17 protein-coding genes are annotated in these 22259 nt (G+C 73.9%); 9 read left to right on the forward strand and 8 right to left on the reverse strand.

What is annotated here, in order from left to right; translation table 11 throughout:
- Nucleotides 1-45 precede the first annotated feature (45 nt).
- Nucleotides 46-771 (forward strand): hypothetical protein, encoded by a 726-nt coding sequence (locus tag ABZT12_RS25340; protein ID WP_356388612.1) that lies wholly within the window; start codon nucleotides 46-48, stop codon nucleotides 769-771.
- Entirely contained in the window at nucleotides 768-1307 is a 540-nt protein-coding gene (locus ABZT12_RS25345; protein ID WP_356388614.1) for a histidine phosphatase family protein, read from the forward strand. Before ABZT12_RS25340 ends, ABZT12_RS25345 begins: the two co-directional genes overlap by 4 nt.
- Nucleotides 1308-1320: 13 nt before the next feature.
- Here ABZT12_RS25345 and ABZT12_RS25350 read toward each other — a convergent pair whose 3' ends face one another.
- Nucleotides 1321-3309, reverse strand: a complete 1989-nt coding sequence (locus ABZT12_RS25350) for an amino acid transporter (protein ID WP_356388616.1) — start codon at nucleotides 3307-3309, stop codon at nucleotides 1321-1323.
- A 125-nt stretch (nucleotides 3310-3434) separates the two neighbouring features.
- On the opposite strand from ABZT12_RS25350, the gene ABZT12_RS25355 reads away from it, so the two are divergent.
- From ABZT12_RS25355 to ABZT12_RS25365, 3 genes are all read left to right on the forward strand, one after another.
- Nucleotides 3435-4061 carry a YigZ family protein gene (locus ABZT12_RS25355; protein WP_356388618.1) on the forward strand — a complete coding sequence of 209 codons (627 nt, stop codon included), beginning with the start codon at nucleotides 3435-3437 and terminating at the stop codon, nucleotides 4059-4061.
- A 108-nt stretch (nucleotides 4062-4169) separates the two neighbouring features.
- Nucleotides 4170-5333: an exonuclease SbcCD subunit D gene (locus ABZT12_RS25360; protein WP_356388620.1), complete on the forward strand. Its 1164-nt coding sequence runs from the start codon at nucleotides 4170-4172 to the stop codon at nucleotides 5331-5333.
- A 31-nt stretch (nucleotides 5334-5364) separates the two neighbouring features.
- Nucleotides 5365-8403, forward strand: coding sequence for an SMC family ATPase (locus tag ABZT12_RS25365; protein ID WP_356388622.1), 3039 nt, complete (start codon nucleotides 5365-5367; stop codon nucleotides 8401-8403).
- Here the strand turns inward: ABZT12_RS25365 and ABZT12_RS25370 are convergent.
- Nucleotides 8364-8810: an Lrp/AsnC family transcriptional regulator gene (locus ABZT12_RS25370; RefSeq protein ID WP_356388624.1), complete on the reverse strand. Its 447-nt coding sequence runs from the start codon at nucleotides 8808-8810 to the stop codon at nucleotides 8364-8366. The genes ABZT12_RS25365 and ABZT12_RS25370 overlap by 40 nt on opposite strands.
- A gap of 122 nt (nucleotides 8811-8932) precedes the next feature.
- On the opposite strand from ABZT12_RS25370, the gene ABZT12_RS25375 reads away from it, so the two are divergent.
- Complete coding sequence (locus tag ABZT12_RS25375) at nucleotides 8933-9415, forward strand: rhodanese-like domain-containing protein (RefSeq protein ID WP_356388626.1); 483 nt, start codon at nucleotides 8933-8935, stop codon at nucleotides 9413-9415.
- 166 nt (nucleotides 9416-9581) lie between these two features.
- On the opposite strand, the gene ABZT12_RS25380 is transcribed toward ABZT12_RS25375, so the two are convergent.
- Together ABZT12_RS25380 and ABZT12_RS25385 are read right to left on the reverse strand one after the other, a co-directional pair.
- Nucleotides 9582-11273: a DUF885 domain-containing protein gene (locus tag ABZT12_RS25380; RefSeq protein ID WP_356388628.1), complete on the reverse strand. Its 1692-nt coding sequence runs from the start codon at nucleotides 11271-11273 to the stop codon at nucleotides 9582-9584.
- Nucleotides 11274-11305: 32 nt separating this feature from the next.
- Nucleotides 11306-11800: an Lrp/AsnC family transcriptional regulator gene (locus ABZT12_RS25385; RefSeq protein ID WP_356388630.1), complete on the reverse strand. Its 495-nt coding sequence runs from the start codon at nucleotides 11798-11800 to the stop codon at nucleotides 11306-11308.
- 68 nt (nucleotides 11801-11868) lie between these two features.
- Between ABZT12_RS25385 and ABZT12_RS25390 the strand changes: the two genes are divergently transcribed.
- Nucleotides 11869-13107, forward strand: a complete 1239-nt coding sequence (locus tag ABZT12_RS25390) for a PLP-dependent transferase (protein ID WP_356388632.1) — start codon at nucleotides 11869-11871, stop codon at nucleotides 13105-13107.
- Between the two features lie 175 nt (nucleotides 13108-13282).
- On the opposite strand, the gene ABZT12_RS25395 is transcribed toward ABZT12_RS25390, so the two are convergent.
- The 4 genes from ABZT12_RS25395 to ABZT12_RS25410 all read right to left on the reverse strand — a co-directional run bounded on the left by ABZT12_RS25395 (nucleotide 13283) and on the right by ABZT12_RS25410 (nucleotide 20103).
- Nucleotides 13283-14716 carry a GNAT family N-acetyltransferase gene (locus ABZT12_RS25395; protein WP_356388634.1) on the reverse strand — a complete coding sequence of 478 codons (1434 nt, stop codon included), beginning with the start codon at nucleotides 14714-14716 and terminating at the stop codon, nucleotides 13283-13285.
- Nucleotides 14717-14934: 218 nt separating this feature from the next.
- Nucleotides 14935-17571 carry a DUF6493 family protein gene (locus ABZT12_RS25400; RefSeq protein WP_356388636.1) on the reverse strand — a complete coding sequence of 879 codons (2637 nt, stop codon included), beginning with the start codon at nucleotides 17569-17571 and terminating at the stop codon, nucleotides 14935-14937.
- Nucleotides 17568-18977: an SWIM zinc finger family protein gene (locus tag ABZT12_RS25405; RefSeq protein WP_356388638.1), complete on the reverse strand. Its 1410-nt coding sequence runs from the start codon at nucleotides 18975-18977 to the stop codon at nucleotides 17568-17570. Before ABZT12_RS25405 ends, ABZT12_RS25400 begins: the two co-directional genes overlap by 4 nt.
- A gap of 298 nt (nucleotides 18978-19275) precedes the next feature.
- A complete protein-coding gene (locus ABZT12_RS25410) occupies nucleotides 19276-20103 on the reverse strand; it encodes an alpha/beta fold hydrolase (protein ID WP_356388640.1) in 828 nt (275 codons plus the stop codon).
- Nucleotides 20104-20273: 170 nt separating this feature from the next.
- Here ABZT12_RS25410 and ABZT12_RS25415 point away from each other — a divergent pair, with 170 nt between their 5' ends.
- Nucleotides 20274-21158, forward strand: a complete 885-nt coding sequence (locus ABZT12_RS25415; RefSeq protein ID WP_356388642.1) for an RNA polymerase sigma-70 factor — start codon at nucleotides 20274-20276, stop codon at nucleotides 21156-21158.
- Nucleotides 21159-21396: 238 nt separating this feature from the next.
- Complete coding sequence (locus ABZT12_RS25420) at nucleotides 21397-22158, forward strand: GntR family transcriptional regulator (RefSeq protein ID WP_356388644.1); 762 nt, start codon at nucleotides 21397-21399, stop codon at nucleotides 22156-22158.
- The last annotated feature ends 101 nt before the right edge of the window (nucleotides 22159-22259 follow it).

Raw genomic sequence — 22259 nt, forward strand, 5'->3', positions numbered from 1 at the left:
GCGAACCTGCACGCGTACGGCCCTCCACCCGCCTACGCTCACTGCGTGCTGCGCATCAAGGACGCCCGAACCGGTCTGCCCGTCGACCCCGCTCCGGCCCGCCGGGGGCTGACCAGGGTCCAGGTCCACGTACCGGGCTACGACACCACGGCGCTGCGCGTGCTGCTCGTCGCCGACCTGCTCGCCCGCGCCCTCGAACTGGGCCGTACGCCCGTGTGGTCGCTGCTGACCGCACCGCGCGGACGGCCCGAACTCCTCGCCGGAGCGGCGGCCCTGGGCATCCGCCCCTTCGAGGACAGCCGCGACCTGGGGCCGGGACCGGGCCAGGCGCAGACCATCCACGTGGCGGGCGAGGGCACCTCCGCACCCGACGGCGTCCTGGTCGCGGTGGCGCCCGTCGAGTCGCCCGCGAGCGCACCGCCGGACGTGCCCGACCCGGCCGTCCTGCGGCTGGCCCTGCTCGACCGGCCCCGCGACCTGCCGGTCCGGCTCGACGCCGACGTACTGGACGCCGCCGCCAACACCCTCGCGCACTGGCGCCGGGCCGTCGCCGACTGGGCACGGCGGCCCTCGCGGCCGATCCCGGACGCGGTCGGGACGCGGTTGCGTGCCGCCTGGGAGGACGATCTGGACGCGGGCGAGGTGCTGGCGGTGCTGCGCTGGGTGGCGGAAGCCCCGGACGTACCCGACGGCGCGCGCTTCGAGACGTACGCCCACGCGGACCGGCTGCTCGGTCTCGAACTCACCCGCGACCTCGGGGCGCCGTCGTGAACTTGCCCGCCGACCCCCTCCCGCCGCGTCGCCTCGTCGTGCTGCGGCACGCCAAGTCCGCCTGGCCGCAGAGCGTGCCCGACCCCCTGCGACCGCTCGCGCCGCGCGGACGCAGGGACGCGCCGGTCGCGGGGGCCGCCCTCGCCGACGCGGACTGCCTGCCCGATCTCGCCCTCTGCTCGACGGCCGTACGGGCCCGTCAGACCTGGGAACTCGCCTCTGCCGAGTGGGGCGCCCCGCCTCCGGTGCGGTACGAGCCGCGCCTGTTCGCGGCCGGGGTGCCCGAACTGCTCGACATCGTCCACGAGGTGGAGCCCGCGGTCCGGACGCTGCTGCTGATCGGGCACAACCCGGGCCTGGAGGAACTGGTCCTGGCACTCGCCGGTGACGCGCGCGGCGACACCCGGGACCGGGTCCGCGCGAAGTTCCCCACCTCGGCGATCGCCGTCCTGGCCTGGCACGGCGCCACCTGGCGCTCCCTCACCCCCGGCACGGCCCTGCTGACCTCCATGACCGTGCCGCGCGGCCGGAAGTGACCCCGGACACCTCTCAGCCCACGTGCACCCGGGGGCGCCGCTCCGGGTCCGGCTCCGCGCGGCGGAGCACCTCCCGGGTGACCGGGGCCACCTCGCCGTCGCCGAAGACCAGGAAACGGGCGAGATGGCTCACGGGGTTGCCCTCGGTCCAGTCGAAGTAGGCGTGCGGCACCTCGCCGGTGCGGTCGCGCAGGGCGAGCAGGACCGCGGCGATGGCGTTGGGGACCGTGGGGCCCTCCACCCGAAGCCGGCGCACCCCGTACTTGTCGTCGCCGCGCACGTCGATGTCGGCGGTGAAGTCGGAGGAGTCGCGCACCAGCACCTCCACGAAGAGCACCGGGCCGCCGTCCGGGATGTGGGTGTGCTCGCGCTGGCTGTACTCCTTGGCGCGGTACTCCTTCCTGCTGTGCTCCTGCGGCTCGTTGGCGATCAGCCGCAGCGGGCCGCTGCGCGCCGCCTCCGTCACGAACCGGGCCGCGCGGTCGTCGAAGGTGACCTCGGCGGCGCGCAGTTCGAAGGCCCGGTGCACCCGTGAGCTGAACGAGGTGGTCAGGATCAGCACGATGAAGATCCCCGCGATCTTGATGCCGTCGGGCCGCTCGATCACATTGGTGACCAGGGTGTACGCGAAGACGGCGGTGATCGTCCCGAAGCCGAGCGCCGCCGCCCGGTGGCCCCGCCTGTGCACGGCGACCGTGGAGGCGAACGCCGCCGACAGCATCAGCACCAGCACACCCGTCGCGTACGCGCCGCTCTGCGCGTCCACGCTGGCGTGGAACCAGAGCGTGATCAGGACGGCCGAGACCATGAACACCAGCACCAGGGGACGCACCGCCCGGGTCCACTCCGGCGCCATGCCGTAGCGCGGCAGATAGCGCGGGACCAGGTTCAGCAGCCCGGCCAGCGCCGAGGCACCCGCGAACCACAGGATGGCGATGGTCGAGACGTCGTACACCGTGCCGAAGACCTGGCCGAGATGCTCGTGCGCGAGGTAGGCGAGGGCGCGCCCGTTCGCCGGGCCGCCCGTCTTGAACGCCGACTGCGGGATGAGGATCGTCGTCGCCAGACTGGACAGCAGCAGGAAGCAGCTCATGATCACGGCGGCCGTGGTGAGCAGCTTGCGGGTGTCCCGGATCCGGCCCGCCGGCTTCGCGTACGTGTCGTCCGGGTCGCCCTTGACCTGCGGCATCACCGCCACGCCCGTCTCGAAGCCGGACATGCCGAGGGCCAGCTTCGGGAAGACGAGCAGCGCCACCCCGACCATCGCCAGCGGCGAGGAGTGCGCGGCCGTCATCGCGTCCGTCCAGTCCCCGATCTTCACCGGGTGGCTCAGCACCTCCCAGGCGGAGACTGCGAGCACCACGAGGTTGAGCGTGAGGTAGAGGCCCACGAGGACGACCGCGATCCCCATCGCCTCACGGAACCCCTTGAGGAAGACCGCGCCGAGCGCGGCGACGAGCAGCAGCGTGATCCAGGTGTTCCCGCCGTGCATCCACCCCGGGGAGAACGGGTTCTCCACCACGTGCGCGGCGGCGTCCGCGGCCGACAGGGTGACCGTGATCATGAAGTCGGTCGCCGCGAAGCCCAGCAGCACCAGGACGAGGATCTTCCCCGACCACCACGGCAGCAGCCGCTCCAGCATGGCGATCGACCCCTCGCCGTGCGGACTCTCGTGCGCCACCCGCCGGTACACCGGGAGCGCCCCGAGGAGCGTCAGCGCGATCAGGACGATCGTGGCGAGCGGCGACAGCAGCCCGGCCGCGAGCGCGGCGATACCCGGCTGGTAACCCAGCGTGGAGAAGTAGTCGACGCCGGTGAGGCACATGACCCGCCACCACGCGTGCCCCTCCTGCTCGGGCTGCGGGGTGGCGTGCGGGCCCGGGTGCCGGGCGCTCTGCTCGCTCAGCCCCTCCAGCAGCCAGGCACGGCAACGGGCCCCGGCGGAAGCACCGGGCCCGCTCGTCCCGGCGGTGTCCGTACGCTCCACCTGCGCGCCGGTCATGATGACGACTCCCTGTGATCGAACGAGTGTGCCCGGGGCCCGGGCGACGAGGAGCGAGTATCCACCACATCGTCACCCGCGCCCGGACCGGGGGCGACCTCGGACCGGGCGCATAGGCTGGCCGGATGCAGGACGAGTACCGCACAGTGGCCCACGCGCGCGTGCACGAGACCGAGGTCAACCGCTCCCGCTTCCTGTGCGCCCTCGCCCCGGCGGCCACCGAAGAGGAGGCCCAGAACTTCATTGCCCGCGTTCGCAGGGAGCACACGGACGCTACCCACAACTGTTTCGCCTACGTCATCGGCGCCGACGCCGCGATCCAGAAGGCGAGCGACGACGGCGAGCCCGGCGGCACCGCCGGCGTCCCCATGCTCCAGATGCTGCTCCGCCGCGACATGCGCTACGTCGTCGCCGTCGTCACCCGCTACTACGGCGGCGTGAAGCTCGGCGCGGGCGGCCTCATCAGGGCGTACGGCGGCTCGGTCGGCGAGGCGCTCGACGCCGTCGGCACCCTCACCCGCCGCCGCTTCCGGCTCGCCACCGTGACCGTCGACCACCAGCGGGCCGGCCGGATCGAGAACGACCTGCGCTCGACCGGCCGCGCGGTGCGGGACGTCCGCTACGGCGAGGCCGTCACGATGGAGATCGGCCTGCCGGACGCCGAGGTGGACGCCTTCCGCGGCTGGCTGGCCGACGCCACCGCCGGAACGGCGCGCCTGGAACTGGGCGGAGAGGCGTACGGAGACGTGTGACGGATCGGGCGAACGGCCCATAAGGGACGGCCGCCCATGCGGTCGTGACGGACCGATACGGGAGCAACCGCCCGTGCTGTCGGACCCGGCCGTTACGCTTCGGGGATCATGAGACTGCTGCACACCTCCGACTGGCACCTGGGCCGGGCCTTCCATCGCGTGAACATGCTCGGCGCCCAGGCCGACTTCGTCGGCCACCTGGTCGCCACCGTGCGTGAGCGCGAGGTGGACGCCCTGGTCGTCTCGGGGGACGTGTACGACCGGGCGGTGCCCCCGCTCGCCGCGGTCGAGCTGTTCGACGACACCCTGCACCGGCTCGCCGACCTGGGCGTGCCCACGGTGATGATCTCCGGCAACCACGACTCCGCGCGCCGCCTCGGCGTCGGCGCGGGCCTCATCGACCGCGCCGGCATCCATCTGCGGACCGAGCCGTCGGGCTGCGGCACCCCGGTGGTGCTGGCCGACGCTTCCGGGGACGTGGCCTTCTACGGGCTGCCCTACCTCGAACCTGCCCTGGTCCGGGACGAGTTCGGGGTGGAGAAGGCCGGCCACGAGACCGTGCTCGCGGCCGCCATGGACCGGGTCCGCGCCGATCTCGCCACCCGGGCGCCGGGCACCCGTTCCGTCGTCCTCGCGCATGCCTTCGTCACCGGCGGTGCGGCCAGCGACAGCGAGCGGGACATCACCGTCGGCGGGGTGGCCGCCGTGCCGTCCGGCGTCTTCGACGGCGTCGACTACGTGGCGCTCGGCCATCTGCACGGCTGCCAGACCATCACCGAGCGGGTGCGGTACTCCGGCTCACCCCTGCCGTACTCCTTCTCCGAGGCCGAGCACCGCAAGAGCATGTGGCTCGTCGACCTGGACGCCGGGGGGACCGTCACCGCCGAACGCCTCGACTGCCCGGTGCCCCGTCGACTGGCCCGTGTCCGAGGGACGTTGGCGGAGCTGCTCGACGATCCCGGCCTGGCGCGGCACGCGGAGTCATGGGTCGAGGCCACACTCACCGACACCGTCCGCCCGGCCGACCCGATGGTCCGGCTCACCGAGCGCTTCCCGCACACGCTGAGCCTCGTCTTCGCACCGGAGCGGGGCGCCGACGACCCGGACCTGTCCTATGCGAGGCGGCTCGCGGGCCGCGGTGAGCGGGAGATCGCGGAGGACTTCGTGACCCATGTGCGCGGCGCCGGACCCGACGAGCAGGAACGGGCCGTGCTCCAGCAGGCGTTCGACGCCGTGCGCGCCGACGAGACCGTACGGGAGGTGGCCCGGTGACCGCGCGCCGCGGCGGCGAGAGGAGCGACCGGTGAGGCTGCACCGCCTCGACATCACCGCCTTCGGGCCGTTCGGCTCCGCGCAGACGGTCGACTTCGACGACCTGTCGACGGCCGGTCTCTTCCTGCTCCACGGCCCGACCGGCGCCGGCAAGACCTCGGTCCTGGACGCCGTGTGCTACGCGCTCTACGGCTCGGTCCCCGGCGCCCGCCAGAACGGCCAGGGCATCACCCTGCGCAGCGACCACGCCCCCGCCGGTACGCGTACCGAGGTCTGTCTCGAACTGACCGTCGCCGGACGCCGGTTGGAGCTGACTCGGCAGCCCCCCTGGGAGCGCCCCAAGAAGCGCGGCACCGGCAGCACCCTGGACAAGGCCCAGAGCCTGCTGCGCGAGTACGACCCGGCGGCCGGCGCCTGGAAGGACCTCAGTCGCTCGCACCAGGAGATCGGCGAGGAGGTCACCCAGCTCCTCGGCATGAGCCGCGAACAGTTCTGCCAGGTGGTCCTGTTGCCCCAGGGCGACTTCGCGCGCTTCCTGCGGGCCGACGCCGAGGCCCGGGGCAAGCTGCTGGGCCGCCTCTTCGACACCCACCGCTTCGCCGAGGTCGAGAAGCGCCTCGCGGAGCGGCGCAAGGCGACCGAGGCCCAAGTGCGCGCCGGTGACGCCGCGTTGCTGGCCGACGCGCACCGGATGCAGCAGGCCGCCGGGGACGCCATGGAGCTGCCGGAGCTCACCCCTGGCGAACCCGGCCTGGCCGACGCGGTGCTGGCCGCCGCCGCCGTCGCGCGCAGCACCGCGCGCGAACAGCTGGCCGTCGCCCACAGCCGCCTCGCCGCCGCCGAGTCCGCCCAGGCCACCGCCGACCGCACCCTGGCCGACGTACGCGAACTGGCGCGTCTTCAGGGGCGGTTCGCGCAGGCCCGGGAGCGGGCCGCGGGCATGGAGGAGCGGGCCGAGGGGTACCGGCAGGCGCGGACCCGGATGGACCGGTCCCGCAAGGCCGAGGCGGTGGCACCGGCGCTGGAGCTGCGGGAGGCCGCCGAGACCGAGCACCGGCGGGCGGCCGAAGCCGACAGGCACGCCCGGGCGCTGCTGCCGGAGACCCGCGCGGGCGCGGGCGCGGCCGGGCTCGCCGCCGCCGCCCGCCGGGCGGCCGAAGAGCTGGGCGGCCTGGAGTCGGCTCGGCGCGCCGAGCAGCGGATGACCGAACTCCTCGACGAGCGCGACGAGTTGGACCGGCAGGAGCGCGCCGACGAGGAGGACCGTCAGGAGGCCGAGGGCTGGCTCGCCGAGTGGGAAGCCACCCGCTCCGGACTCCAGTCGCGGATCGACGCGGCCCAGGAAGCCGCCGCCCTGGCCGAACAGCTCGCCGTCCAGCGCGACCCCGCCCGGCGCCGGCTCGCCGCGGCCCGGCAGCGCGACCGGTTCGCCGGTGAGACGGACGACGCCGAGCGCCAGGTCCTCGCCTCCGCCGAGCGCGCCGTAGCGGCCCGCACCCACTGGCTGGACCTGAGGGAACAGCGGCTGAACGGCATCGCCGCCGAACTCGCCGCCCACCTCACCGACGGCGAGCCCTGCGCCGTCTGCGGAGCCACCGAACACCCCGCCCCCGCCCGCAAAGCCGCGGGCCACGTCGACCGCACGGCGGAGGAGCGGGCCCTCGCCGGCCTCCAGCGCGCCGAGGAGGCGCGCTCTCAGGAGGAGCGACGGCTGGGTCTCGGCAGGGAGGCCCTCGCCGCCGCCACCGCCGAGGCCGGCTCCACCCCGACCGATCAACTCGCGGCCGAAGTAGCGGAGTTGGAGCAGCGCTACGAGAGCGCGCGCCGGGACGCCTCCCGGCTGCACCCGGCCAAAGAGGAGTTGCGCCGCGCCGGGCAGGAGTACGAGCGGCGGACCGAGATCCAGCAGCAGGCCGCGCTCCGGGCCGCCTCCCGAGCTACCCGCCGGGACCTGCTGGACAGCGAAAGGGCCGCACTGGAACAGGAGTTGACGCTCGCCCGGGGCGCCGCCGACAGCGTCGCCGCGCGCGCCGCGGAGTTGGAGCTGCGGGCCGCCCGGCTCACCGACGCCGCCGACGCGGCGCGCGCCGCCGAGGACACCGCCCAGCGGCTCAAGGACGCCGACGCCCGTCTCGCCGACGCCGCGTTCCGGGCCGGCTTCGACACACCGCAGGCCGCGGCCGACGCACTCCTCGACTCCGACGCCCACCGCGCGCTCCAACACCGCCTGGACGCCTGGCAGAACGAGGAGGCCGCCGTACGGGCCGTCCTCGCCGAGGCCGAGACGGTGGCCGCCGCCCAACTGCCGCCCGCCGACCAGGAGGCGGCGGAGCTGACCGCGTCCGGCGCGGGCCGCCGCACCCGGGACGCCGCGTCCGCGCGCGACGCGGCCGACCGCCGCCGCGCCGAACTCGACCGGCTCTCCGCCCGCTCGGAGACGGAGGCACGCCGACTGGCGCCGCTGCGCGAGGAGTACGACCGGGTGGCCCGGCTCGCCGCCCTCACCGCGGGCACCTCCGCCGACAACGAGCGCCGGATGCGCCTGGAGTCGTACGTCCTCGCCGCCCGGCTGGAGCAGGTGGCGGCCGCCGCGACCGCGCGGCTGCGGCGCATGTCGTCCGGCCGCTACACCCTCGTCCACTCCGCCGACCGGGCGGGGCGCGGGCGCAGCGGCCTGGGCCTGCATGTCGTCGACGCCTGGACCGGGCGGGAGCGGGACACGGCGACGCTCTCCGGCGGGGAGACGTTCTTCGCGTCGCTGGCGCTCGCGCTGGGGCTCGCGGACGTCGTCACCGACGAGGCCGGCGGGGTCCGGCTGGACACGCTCTTCATCGACGAGGGCTTCGGCAGCCTCGACGAGCAGACCCTCGACGAGGTCCTCGACGTGCTGGACTCCCTGCGCGAACGCGACCGCAGCGTGGGCATCGTCAGCCATGTCGGCGACCTGCGGCGGCGCATCCACGCCCAGTTGGAGGTCGTCAAGGGCCGGGAGGGGTCGACGGTACGGCAGCGGGGCAGCGCCGGCGGGGGTCAGCGGCCCAGTGGACGGCGGGGGAGCGGCGAGGAGTAGACGACGCTCGTCGTCACCGAGCCGAGTGCGCCGATCTTCCCCGACACCTCCTCCAGATGCTTCATGGAGCGGGCGACGACCTTGAGCACGAAGCAGTCGTCGCCCGTGACATGGTGCGCCTCCAGTATCTCGGGCGTCACGGCGACCAGGTCGTGGAAGGGCTTGTAGTTGCCGTTCGGATAGCGCAGCCGCACGAACGCCATGATCGACAGGCCGAGCCGCTCCGGATCCACGACGGCCGCGTACCCCTGGATGACACCCGCCTCCTCCAGCCGGCGTACGCGCTCGGTGACCGCGCTCGCGGACATCGAAACGGCACGGGCCAGCTCGGCGAAGCCGGCCCGGCCCTGGCGCTGGAGGACATCGAGGATGCGCCAGTCGGTGGCGTCCGGGGAATACACGGTCATCTGCGAGGAGTAGCAGGTGAATCCCCGGCGAGGCAAGGGGAACGCCGGGAGAAGTCCCTTCAGGGCCGCGGCTGCCGACCGTAGATTCCTGGTCAGACGTTCCGTCGCGAAAGGGTCCGACCATGAACAGCACCTCGACCGCAGCCCACCCCGTCCTGGGTGTCGCCCCGGCCGCCCCGGCGGTGGCCGCCGCCCACTTCCGGGCGAGCCTCGCCTTCCACGCGGACGTGTCCGACGTGGCCGCCGCGCTCGCGGCCGACGGCGACCCGGGGTTCGTGGTGGTCGACGTCCGGTCCACCGCGTCCTGGGACCAGGGCCATGTGCCCGGCGCCGTCCACCTGCCCACCGCCCTCGTCACCGAGCAGGCCGGGCGGCTCCTCGACCGGGCGGTGCCGGTCGTCACGTACTGCTGGGGACCCGGCTGCAACGGCGCCACCCGTGCGGCCCTCGCCCTCGCCGAACTCGGCTACCGGGTCAAGGAGATGCTCGGCGGCTTCGAGTACTGGGTGCGCGAGGGCTTCGCGTTCGAGACCTGGGAGGGCCAACAGCGGCGCACCGCCGACCCGTTGACCGCGCCGGCGGACGCGGCGGACTGCGGTTGCTGAGGAGGCTGGGGGCGCCGGGCTGTCTGAAGAAGGCGGAGAAGGCGGAGAAGGCGGAGAAGGCGGAGAAGGCGGAGAAGGCGGAGAAGGCGGAGAAGGCGGAGAAGGCGGAGTGGGGGCCGCGGGCCCGGCGGCGGCCGGACCCCGGAGCCGGCCGCCGCCGCGCGGATCAGAGCTGCGACAGCTCGTCCACCAGGTCGTCGAGTCCCAGCGAGCCGAGCGACAGCGCGGCCATGTGCCAGGACTTGAGGTCGAAGGAGTCACCGTGGCGCTGTTCGGCGTTGGCACGGCCGAGCAGCCAGGCACGCTGCCCCAGTTTGTAGCCGATCGCCTGTCCCGGGATCGTCAGATAGCGGGTCAGCTCGCTCTCCACGAAGTCGGCGGGGCGGCTGCTGTGCGCCCCGAAGAACTCCTGCGCCAGCTCGGGCGTCCACCGCTCACCCGGGTGGAACGGCGAGTCCGCGGGAATCTCCAGCTCCAGGTGCATGCCGATGTCGACGATGACCCGGGTGGCGCGCATCATCTGCGCGTCGAGATAGCCGAGCCGCTCCTCCGCGTCCGTCAGGAAGCCCAGCTCGTCCATCAACTGCTCCGCGTAGAGCGCCCAGCCCTCCGCGTTGGCGCTGACCATGCCGACGGAGGCCTGGTAGCGGGAGAGGTTCTCCGCGATGTGCGCCCACTGGGCGAGCTGGAGGTGATGGCCGGGGACGCCCTCGTGGTACCAGGTCGAGACGAGGTCGTAGACGGGGAAGCGGGTCTGGCCCATCGTCGGCAGCCAGGTGCGGCCCGGGCGGGAGAAGTCCTCCGAGGGGGGCGTGTAGTACGGCGCCGCCGCGCTGCCCGCGGGGGCGATGCGGGACTCGACCCGCCGTACCCGCTCGGCGAGTTCGAAGTGTGTGCCGTCCAGTTCCTTGATCGCCTTGTCCATCAGGCCCTGGAGCCAGTCGCGGACCTCGTCGACGCCCTCGATGTGCCGGCCGTGCTCGTCGAGGTGCGCGAGCGCCACCCAGGGGGTCCCGGCGCCGGGCAGGATTTTCTCGGCCTCCTGCTTCATCTCGCCGAGCAGTCGCCGGTATTCGGACCAGCCGTACGCGTACGCCTCGTCCAGGTCGAGGTCCGTCCCGTTGAAGTAGCGCGACCAGCGCGCGTACCGCTCGCGGCCCACCGTGTTCGAGGCGCCCTCGACGGTCGGCGCGTACACGTCGCGCATCCAGTCCCGCAGCTCCACCACGGCGGCGCCGGCCGCGCGGGCGGCCTCGTCCAGTTCGGCGCGGAGCGCCTCCGGCCCGGCCGCGGCGAAGTCCTCGAACCAGCCGCGGCCCTGGCCGTCGGTGTCCGACCACTCGGTGAGCTGGCCGACGAAGGTGGCGGTCGGGCGCGGTCCCGCGAACAGCTTGCGGTCCAGGCCGAGCGCGAGGGACTCGCGGTAACCGGCGAGGGCGGTCGGCACCGCGCGCAGCCGCTCGGCGATCGCGGCCCAGTCCTCGTCGGTCTCGGCCGGCGTCACCGTGAACACCTCGCGCACCGAGTGCGCCGGGGTCGCCATGTTGCCGACCGCGCGCAGGCCCTCGTCCGCGTCGTGCACCCCGAGTTCGGCGGTGAGCCGCTCCCGCAGCAGCCGGGCGCAGCGCCGCTCGATGTCACTGTCGGCGCCGGGACGGCGCTCGGCCTCGTCGAGCTTGGCGAGGGTCGCCCGCTGAAGCTCCGCGAGGGCGCGTCCGCCGGCCGGTGAGAGGTCGGGCAGGCGGCTCGAACTCTCCCGCACGCCGAGGTACGTACCGGTGACCGGGTCGAGGGCGATGAGGTCGTCGACGTAGGCGTCGGCGACCTGCCGGGGCAGCGGAGTGAGGGTCTGCGACATGAGGCCCATCCTCATACGGGGACGGCGCCGCGTCACCCCGATTCAGCTGTGGGCGTGGCCGGTGGCAGCAGCGGCCCGCACTCCCACTGCTGGAAGATCAACCGGGTCTCCACCCGCGCCACCTCGCGCCGTGCCGTGAACTCGTCCAGCACCAGCCGCTGGAGGTCCGTCATGTCGGCGACCGCCACATGGACGAGGTAGTCGTCGGCGCCGGTCAGGTGGAAGACCGTCCGCGACTCGGGCAGCGCCCTGATCCGCTCCACGAAGGGGCCCACCAACTCCCGCCGGTGCGGCCTCACTTGAACCGAGAGGAGGGCTTCGAGGCCGCGTCCCAGCTTCGCCGGATCCAGCCTGAGCCGATGCCCGAGGATGACCCCGGACCGGCGCAGCCGGGCCACCCGGTCCAGACAGGTCGAGGGCGCGACACCGACCCGCGCCGCGAGATCGCGGTACGTCGTCCGGGCGTCGTTCTGCAGGAGGCGCAGCAGGTGCAGATCGACCGGATCCAGTACGACAGACTCAGCCATCGGCCGAACGTAACACGGTGCGGAAACCCCTCTCCCCGCCCGGTGTTCAGTCTTCTCCTATGAACGTCATGGACACACCAAACCTGGGCCCCACCCCGCACGGCCACGGCCACGGGCACGGACGGGCCCGCACCGCACCGAGGGCACTGGCCACCGAGGCCGTGCACGCCGGCCGGGACGATCTCGCCGGTCAGGGCCTGCACGCCCCGCCGATCGATCTGTCCACCACCTATCCCTCGTACGACAGCCGGGGGGAGGCCGCGCGGATCGACACCTTCGCCGCCACCGGCGCCGAACCGGACGGCCCGCCCGTCTACGGCCGGCTCGGCAACCCGACCGTCGCCCGCTTCGAGACCGCGCTGGCCCGCCTCGAAGGCACCGACAGCGCGGTCGCGTTCGCCAGCGGAATGGCGGCGCTGACCGCCGTGCTCCTCGTCCGCGCCTCGACGGGTCTGCGGCACGCCGTGGCCGTACGGCCCCTGTACGGCTGTAGCGACCATCTGCTCACCGCCGGGCTGCTGGGCACGGAGGTGACCTGGACCGATCCGGCTGGGATCGCCGACGCGCTGCGCCCCGACACCGGACTGGTGATCGTCGAGACACCGGCCAACCCGACGCTCACCGAGATCGACCTGCGGGCCGTCGCGCACTCATGCGGCTCCGTACCGCTGCTCGTGGACAACACCTTCGCGACGCCCGTACTGCAACGCCCCGCCGAGCACGGCGCCCGGCTCGTGCTGCACAGCGCCACGAAGTACCTCGGCGGCCACGGCGATGTGATGGCGGGCGTGGTGGCCTGCGACGAGGAGTTCGCGGGGCGGCTGCGCCAGGTGCGCTTCGCCACCGGAGGGGTGCTCCATCCGCTGGCCGGCTATCTGCTGCTGCGCGGTCTGTCGACCCTGCCCGTACGGGTCCGCGCCGCGTCCGCCACGGCCGCCGGACTCGCCCGCCGCCTCACCGCCGATCCGCGCGTCAGCCGCGTCCGCTATCCGCGGATCGGCGGCGCGATGATCGCCTTCGAGGTCTACGGCGACCCGCACGAAGTGATCGCCGGCGTACGGCTGATCACCCCGGCGGTGAGCCTCGGCAGCGTCGACACCCTCATCCAGCACCCGGCGTCCATCAGCCACCGCATCGTCGACGCGGCGGACCGCCGGGGCGCCGGAGTGAACGACCGGCTGCTGCGGCTGTCGGTCGGCCTGGAGGACATCGAGGATCTGTGGACGGACCTGGACGGCGCGCTGGGGGCCGCGGAGGCTGCCCCGGCAGGGCAGGCGCGGCGACCGCCGGCGGTCCACGACGCCTGACAACGGGCGCGGTCCGGCGGACGCTTCCGCCGGACCGCTCATCAACACCCCCGACCGGCGAGCGACTCGGCAGTCGCCTGCCGGACCGCTCACCAACACCGCGGAACGGCCCGCGACGTGGCGGTCGTCTGCCGGTCCCGGCCCTCGTCCTCGCTGGAGTTCCGCCGCCTCCTCGCTACTCCCGCGCGCTCCACTCGCCCTGCTCGCACTCCACGTCGTACGGCATCCGTGAGGTGACCGGGGTGGCGTCCAGGCGGGCCGTGATGACCAGCGTGCCCTCCTCGATCTGGTAGTCGAGCGGAAGGCCGAGGCCGCGCATCGCGGCGACCATGGCGGTGTTGGACGCCTGTGTCACGGCGTACACGCTCTCGCACTTCGCCTCGACCGCCATCGACACCAGCCGGCCCAGCAACTCGCCCCCGATGCCGCGCCGTTGCCAGTCGTCCTCGACGAGCAGCGCGACCTCCGTCTCGTCCCCGTCCCACAGCAGGTGGCCGAGTCCGACGATGCGGCCCGACGCGGTCTCCACCGCGAGCGTCCGGCCGAAGCGCGGGCTGAGCAGGTGGTTCAGATAGCGGTCCGCGTCACCGACCGGCCCGTGGTAGCGCAGGCGGAGGGTGCCCGTCGAGCAGCGTTCGTGCATGGCGCGTGCCGCGTCCAGATCCTGGGTGTCGGCGCGCCGTACGGTGATCGGCTCGCCCTCGGCGAGCGTCACCACGTCCTGGCCGCGCGGGATGCGCGGACCCAGCCGGGCGTCCAGCTCGACCAGCGCCCGCGCCCGCGCGAACTCGGTCGGCGTGAACGGCAGATACGGCCGCTCCACGGTGACCACTCCGCCCTCCGGCGCCCGCAGGCGCATGACCGTCTCCTCCAACGCCCCTTCCACCGGCAGCGCGTCCGTGCCGTGCGCCCGGCCGGCCGGTGCGGCAGGCAGCGAGCGGATGGTGCACCGCCCCAGCAACTGCCGCAGCGCCAAGGGTAGTTCGGCCGCGTCCAGCGCCGTGCGGGTGGCCAGGCCCAGGACCCGGGTCGGCGCGTCCACCAGATCGTGGGCGTCGGCGCGCTCGATCCAGGTCTTCGCGCCGCCCGCCCGGGACACCGCCCGGGTGATCTCGGCCGCCGTGACCTCGCCCGGCGCCCGCAGCAGGAACTCGTCCACCGTGCCCTCGGCCAGTGGATGTGCCTGGAGGCTGAGGATGTCGACCTGCCGGGTGGCCAGCGCCGTGCACAACGCCGCCAGTGAGCCCGGCTCGTCCCGCACCGTCGTCCGCATCCGCCACAGCGCGGCGGCGCCGGACGCCTCGTCGGGTGCCGACCGCGGCGGGTCGGAGTGCCCGGCCCGGCCCGCCGGGGCGGGCGGCCGGGCACCGGTATCGTCCGGGGGCGGGGCGTGACCGTGGCGCCGTGACCACCATGTGTGGAAGCCCGTCGTGGCGACCAGGGCGAGCGCGGAGATCACCAGCAGCGCGGGGCCGCCGGGGCCGTGCCCCACCAGATCCGCCACGACGTCCGCCACCGCCACCGCCGTGAACAGCGCCGCCAGTTCGATCACATCCCGTCGCCAGTGGTGCACAGGACGCCCGTGCCGTGCACGGGTCACATCAGACATGTCTCGACTCATGCACTCACTGTGAAGGAACGGTGTTGCGTGATCACGAACTCCCTGTGACTCCTCGGTAAAAGGTCGTTTTGTACCTTTCATTGTTCTTTTGTCATTCCCTTTACCCGCACGGGCGGGCGGGTGCCCGAGCGCAAGCCGCGCAGGACACGTGCCGGTGCCGACCGAGGCGGCGGGCCGGGGGACTGGGATCGGCCGGGCGGGCTACGTCAGGCGGCCACCCCCTCCGTCAGCGCACTGCGCAGCCTGCGTGCCTGGGCGACCAGCCGGGACGAGCCACGCCGGCCCGCCGTCCGCGCCAGATGCGGCAGCTCCCCCCGCGCACCGCACCGCTCCGCGCACTCGGCGGCCACGGCCAGCAACTCACCGAGCCCCCGGGCCGGCGCGGCCGTCTCCTCGGTCGCCAGATCGCCGAGGAGCACCGGCAGGGTGTGGCGGAGTATCTCCCACAGGGTCGCGTTCGCACCCGTCGACGCCGCCGTCCGCACCGACTCGGCGAGCCGCGACGGCTTCACGGCCCCGCCCCGCACCAACTGGGCGAGATCCCCGCCGAGCCGCGCCCCGTCGAGCTGTCCGCGGGCCGCCAGCACCAGCAGCGCGTCCACGGCGGCGAGCCGGTCCTCGGGATGCCGGGCCCCGAGCCCGTACGCCACACAGAGGTGCGTGGCGTCGCCGGCCGGACCGCCGGACTCGGCGAGCGACGGCAGGGCGGCGGTGACCCCCCGGGTGTCGTCCAGGGCGGCGGTCGACACATCGCGCAGGATCCGCGCCGCCACCGCCTCACGGTTCTCGGGGAGGACCGCCAGCCAGTGGTGGCGGACGGTGGCGTCCCAGTGGTAGCACTGCCAGCGCCCCTCGGGGGCGGTGATCGCCGCGCCGAGTCTCCGGAACCCGGCCGGGAACGCCGCTCCCGGCTCCGCCGACTCACCGAACTCGACCAGGATCCGCGGCCCGGCGGTGCGCCGCGGGGCGGGCGGTCTCACCGGGTCCTTGGTGAGCCACTCGGCGAGCCAGAAGCCTTCCGGGGTGCCCAGGGCCGACGCCCGTTCCGCCGCCGCGACCGCCGCACCACGGTCCTCGCGACCCACTCGCAGCAGCGCCTGCGCGAAGTCGGCCGCCGGGACCCGGGCGCCGAGACGGGCGAACTCGGCCAGCCGGTCGACCAGTTCGGCCGGGTCGAGCAGCCCCGTGCGCCAGGTGGGGGTCGCCAGCAGGCACGGAAGCGGATCCGTGCGGATCCGGTACGCCACCTCGGCCAGCCGGGCGGCCATCGGGTCCAGCAGTGCGCCGTGCACACAGGCGGAGCCCCGCGGCCCGCGCACGGCCAGAGTGTGCAAAACCGCCGTGCTCACCTCGCCCGCCACGGTCGCGAGGACGAGGTCCAGGGTGAGCGGGGTCCGGCCGAAGAAGTCGTCCTTGCGGGCCCGGTCGTACCGGGCGTCGGACCACCAGCGGCGGGCCAGCACCGGCCGCAGCGCCCGCGCCACTCCGTCCCGGTCCCGGTAGGCGTGCCGGACCAGCCCGTCCAGCGTGCGCTCGTACGCGGCCACGTCGGCCGGGGACGCCTCCAACGCACCGACCTCCTCGGCGACTTCGAAGACCGACGTGGGTGCGGGGGAGAGCCGCGACGGTTCCGGCACCGGCGGCAGGAGTTCCTCGTACACCGCCGGACCGGCGTCGGCGACCGCCGAACCGAGCGTCGCCGCCACCCGGACCCGCAGCCCGGGCACCAACTGCGCCGCCAGTTCCGCCAGTTCCGCCCGCACCTCCGGGGAGCCGGTCTTGCCGATGTGCCGTTCGACGAGCTTGACCGCCCGCTCCTGCACCTCGGAGTCCTCGTGCCCGAACGCCTGCCCGACGGCGGGGAGCAGCTCACCGGCGGTGGCGGCGTCCCCGGAGAGCGCCTTCCCGAGGAGGATCAACTGGGCCCGGACAAGCTTGCGTTCGGGGCGGAACAGCACCCCGCGGGACATCTCCGCCAACTGGCGGGCCGTCAACCCACCGTCCAGAGCCAGCTTTCCGAGCACCGACTGGGCGTACGACGCCACCACGGATCCGCCGTCCGAGGCCAGCGCCAGCCAGTCCGTCGTATGCTCCCGCTCCTCGTCCCGGGTGAGGGACAACGCACCCAACAGCGGCAGGAACACGCGCTGATCGGAGGCCGCCCCGCCCCGCAGCAGCCTCGCCACGCACGCGTCGACCGTCCGCTCACGGTCGAGGGCACCCTCGGCGGTGAGCTGGGCGAGCGCGCCGATCCAGCTGTCCGGCCCCTCGGCGGCGGACCGGCCCAGCAGGCCGCCCACGTCGTCCGTCTCGAAGAGCGCGGCCACCAGCTCACCCAGGTGCGGGTCCCTGCGCAGCCGGTCGGTCAGGGTGCCACCCACCTGCCACACCTGGGCGATGTGGCGCATCCAGCCCGTCACGTACGCGTCCGTCGTCGGCACCGGGCAGCCGGCGAGCCGCACGAGACCGGCCATCAGCTCGTACGGTACGTCGGCGGAGGGGGGACGCCCGGCGAGCCGGTGCGTCACGTCCGCCAGCCAGTCCGCGTCGCGGTCGCCCAGGAGGTGCAGCAGCACGCCGGGTGACGCGGGCGACCAGCGCAGCTCGGGCGCGGCGAGCCAGGCCGCGACGGCGGCCGCACCCGTCTGACACGCCACCCCGGCCGCGTGCAGCGCCGGATACGCGCGGCGGGACCGCGCGTCCCACGGAGCCGTCCGCAACTCCTTGCGGAGCGCCTTCAACTCCGGGAAAAGCGACCTCCGTTCGGCATCCGTCAGCTCGTCGAGCAGACTCACCACCTCGGCCGTCCGGCCCGCCCGCACCGCGTCCGTCAGCGAACTCATCGCACACCCCCGTCGACCCGCACCGTGCCCCGCTCCGTCCCGGCACCCCGCCGCACCATCCGCACCGCCAGCGCGTGCTTGCACGGCCCGCGCCCGCCCCGGTACGTCGCCCACCACACGCAGCTGCAACTGAGCACCCCCGCCTCGTCCCGGACCCGGTGCACATGCCCGTCCTCCGCGGTCACGGTGGCGAGGGTGCCGTCCAGGCTCACCGCGCCCGCCGCCACCAGGGCGCGGGCCGACCGCAGCCGCGGGTTGTGCCGCTCCACGCGCCCGGCGTCGTAGGGCAGTTCGCGGTGGAAGTAGGCCGCCTCCGCCGTGTCGTAGCCGACGCGGCCCGAGGTTCCGAGGCGGACCAGGGCGGCCCGGACCCGCTCGGCCGGGAGTCCCGCGGAGGCGGCGAGGTCCGCGACCTCGATCCGGGGCTCCCACGCGAGCAGGACCGACACCAACTCCGCGTCACCGGCGGCCTCGTCGGTGGCGAGCGCGTCCAGGACGCCGCCCTCGCCGGAGAACCCGCGCGAGGCGTCGGGCGACAGGGTGAGCGTGAGCCGCATGCCGGGGAGTACGGCCTCCCAGGCGGCGGCGGTGCCGGCGGCGCCGGTGGCCGTGGTCGCCGGTCCGTACACCCGCAGGGCCGTCGCGTACCGCAGGACCCGCTGGAGCGCGACCAGCCGCTCCGGCCCCGGGAGACACACCGAGCCCGGCACCGGCCGGGTGGTGGGCCGCAGCCCCCGTCCCGCCGGCACCACCCACCGCGGGCCGCTCACGGCACCGCGCGCGCCGGCCCGGGGCAGGGCGCGCAGAAAGCGCACGGCCTCGGCGGCCGGGAGCTCCGCCCGGAGATCGAAACCGGCCGCTGTCACCTGGGCCTCGGCGAAGCCGCGCAGCCACCTGTCGGGAAGCGGCACCTTCTTCTCCACCACCGGACCGTCCAGCGTGGTCACGGCCAACTCGTCGGGTCCGACGCGCAGATGGAGCGGGTCGTCGCCGCCGATCCGGGACAGGGCCTCGCGCAGCGGGTTGTTGACATCGACGTTCGTCGTGCCGTGCCCCACCTCGCCGCCGTCGAGACCGGGGGCCAGTACGTCCAGCCGGGCGTACACCCCGCCGCAGCCGGAGAAGGACTCGAAGCGCAGCCGGTCCCCGTTGGCCGTCACCACCGGGTCGAGCGAGGAGGGCAGCTGCCGCTGGTAGTAGCGGGTGGCCGCCACGTCGGCGACCGCCAGCAGCGCCGCCGAGGCGATCCGAGGCTCCGTCAGAAAACCCGCGAAGAAGCGCGGATGGTCGGCGGGGCCCGCGGGCGTCGCGCCGTGCGAGGTCTCCAGTCCCAGGCGCCGTCCATCCGGCGAGGACTCCAGCACGGAGCGTCGTCGATAGGTCACGGCCTGCAAAGATCGCGTCATGGGAAAACCGTAGAGGTCACCACTGACAATCGGCTCTGACCTGCTAAAACGCCCGATTCGGGCGGGAGTTGACGCGCTGCGGCTCGCGCCGCGCACCGGGGGATGACGCCGGTGCGCGGCTCACGCACGAGGGTAGTGGAGGAGTGACTGGCCGGCGCGGCGCCGGTAGCACCGCCTTCGCGACCAGCTCGGTGCGGTCCACCTTTCGCGGACGCACCGTCAACTCCGTTCTGCGAGCGACGATTTCACTGCGGTCGCGGACAGGGGGTGCAGAGGGGTCGGGGCTGTTCCGGACCGGTCAGCGGCTGCCGTCGAGCAGCACGCGCGCGACGAGGGCCGGATCGTCGTTCATCGGGACGTGCCCGCAGCCGGGCAGCCGCACCAGCCGCGCGCGGGGCAGGATCCGCTTGGCGCGGACGCCCTGCCGGCGCAGCAGCAGCCGGTCCCGGGTACCCCAGGCCACGGTCACCGGGAGACCGGACACGTCGTCGGTGAACCGGACGGCCGCACCGGCCCGCAGCGTCTCGTCGAACCCCGTGGCGTTCACCAGGGCGAGCGTCTCGGCGACCACGGCCTCGGGTGAACGGCGGCCCGGGTGGGCGTAGATGGTGCTGGTCAGTGCCGTACGGCCGGCCGTCGTCCGCGCCAGCCGCCGCACCAGGGGCAGTGGCATCCGCCGGGCGAGCTGCCGCATGGTCAGCAGGACCCCGAAGGCGTAGCGCCGCTCGGTCTCCGACCAGAACCCGGCCGGGGAGAGGGCCGTCACGGACCGTACGAGTTTCTCGCGGCCGAGTTCCAGCGCCATGAGACCGCCGAGGGAGTTGCCCGCCACGTGCGGACGGTCGAGCCGCAGCGTCTCGCAGAAGGCCCCGAAGACGGCGGCGCTGGTCGCCAGGTCGTAGGTCAGGCCGTCCGGGAGGGCGGGGGAGGCGCCGAACCCGGGCAGGTCGACGGCGATCACGTCGCGCTCGGTCGCCAGGATGTCCACCACCGGGTCCCAGGCCTGCCGGTGGTGGCCGATCCCGTGCAGCAGGAGCAGTGGTTCGCCGCGCCCCACGCGCGCGTAGGACACGGTCACCTCGCGCGGGCCGCGGGAAGAGGGGACCTCGAAGGTGGCGGTGGGCATGGGGGGTGCTCCTCGGCTGGGACTCACTGACGCGGGCTGACGGACGCCGGCGGACGCCGCGTAGACAGCTTGTCAGCAACTCCTACTGACCGGTAGCCCCCGGCCGGTTCGGCTCCGGACGCGCGGTATTCGTCTGGACACGGGCAGCGGGTGTCGGCTGGGATGGAACGGTGACCACCGACAGCGCCGCCGACGTCTTCGTAGCACACCGCCCCGTCCTGATGGGGGTCGCCTACCGCATGCTCGGACGGGTGGCCGACGCCGAGGACGTCGTCCAGGAGGCCTGGCTGCGCTGGTCCGGCGCCGACCGCGCCGAAGTGCGCGAACCGCGCGCCTACCTGGTGCGCGTCACCACCCGCCTCGCGATCGACCGGCTCCGCCAGGTCAAGGCGCGCAACGAGGCCTACGTCGGCCCGTGGCTGCCCGAGCCGTACGTCACCGACTTCGGTGACACCGTCCCGGACACCGCCGACCGGGCCGTGCTCGCCGACTCCGTCTCCTTCGCCGTACTCGTCGTCCTGGAGTCGCTGTCACCGCTGGAGCGCGCGGTCTTCGTCCTCCGGGAGGCCTTCGGCTACCCGTACGCCGACATCGCCGCCATGCTCGACCGCGGCGAACCTGCGGTACGCCAACTCGCCGGGCGGGCACGCAGACACGTCGACGAGGGACGGCCGCGCTACGAGGTGGATCCGGCCCAACGCCGGGATCTGACCGAGCGGTTCCTCGCCGCCGCGGCGGAGGGTGACCTGGCGGGGCTGATGGCGCTGCTCGCCCCGGACGTCCGTCTGGTGGGCGACAGCGGCGGCAAGTCCAAGGCGCCGCTGCGGATCATCACCAGCGCCGACAAGGTGGGCCGCTTCCTGGTCGCGATCGCGGGCGGCGCCATCACGGACATGGCGTTCCGCTTCGTCGAGGTCAACGGCGGACCCGCGGTCCTCGTCCTCTCGGGCGACCGGCCCGACAGCGTCTTCCAGGTGGAGGTCTCCGACGGACGCATCAGTTCCGTCTACATCGTCCGCAACCCCGACAAGCTGCGAGCGCTCGCTTCCGTTTAGCTCGCGCCGGACAAAGCCTCCCTTTCGTGGCGGGGGCTTTGCCGGCGTGTCACGAAGTCCGTGGGGTGCGAACGGCGCATGAACGCTCCGTCCCGGACCGCCTGTGCGTTGCCGATGGGAACGAGTATTGGTCTTGACCAAGGGTGGGTGCGGTCCTATGGTCGCAGATAAGTGAAACAACCTTTAATAAACAAGGGCGCTAAAACGCCGCCGGACCACGGCGATTGCGGAGGACAGGGTGGGGACCACGCAGTTGGAATCGGTGCCGGAACCGAAGTACTGGCATCTCAAGACCGTGCTCAGTGAGGCACTCGACTCCGAGTTCTCGGTGGGCGAGATCCTGCCGAACGAGCGGGACCTCGCCGCGCGCTTCGGTGTCGCCCGCGCCACGCTCCGCCAAGCGCTCGAACAGCTGGAGCTGGAAGGCAGGTTGCAGCGCCGGCGCGGCGTCGGTACGACCGTCGCCCCGCCGCGTGTAGGCGTCGCCGTAGGCACCGAACAGCACGTCTGGCCGGGCACGCCGGGCGACGACTGGCAGCTCGCGGACTGCACCCTCGCGGCCCCGCCGGCGGCCGTCGCCGACGTCCTGGAGACCGGGCGGGACGAGCCCGTGCACATCGTGCGCCGCTCCCGGATGACGCACGGTCAGCCGCTCGCCGCCGAGTTGCTCTACATCCCGCGCTCCTCGGTGCCCGACCTCTCGGCGATAGACGCTCCCGCGCCGGTGGCACGCGCGCGTGCCGTCCTGCGCGAGCTGGAGCGCCTGGAGCTGGAGGGCCAGGACCGGTCCGTGGAACTCGGCTCGGCCCGCGCGGACGACGCCAAGGAGCTCGACCGGCTCCCCGGCGCCCCCGTCCTGCTCGTCACGACCCGCTTCGTCGCGGAGGGCCGCACCGTGGCTCTCTCCCTCGCCACCTACCGCGCGGACACCTGCCGGCTCACCTTCGGCGACTCCGGGGGCGTGGAGATCGACCACACCCCGGAGCGTCGGGCGTCCTGAACGCCGGACGTCCCCGACGCAGTACCGGCACACCGCCTCGCGCCCCGGAGCATCCCGCGCTTCCGGCTCTCCGCCGGTCCGGAGACCGGGCTGTTCACGGC

Origin of the sequence: Streptomyces sp. NPDC005423, from assembly GCF_040606415.1 — a bacterium.
GTDB lineage: Bacteria > Actinomycetota > Actinomycetes > Streptomycetales > Streptomycetaceae > Streptomyces.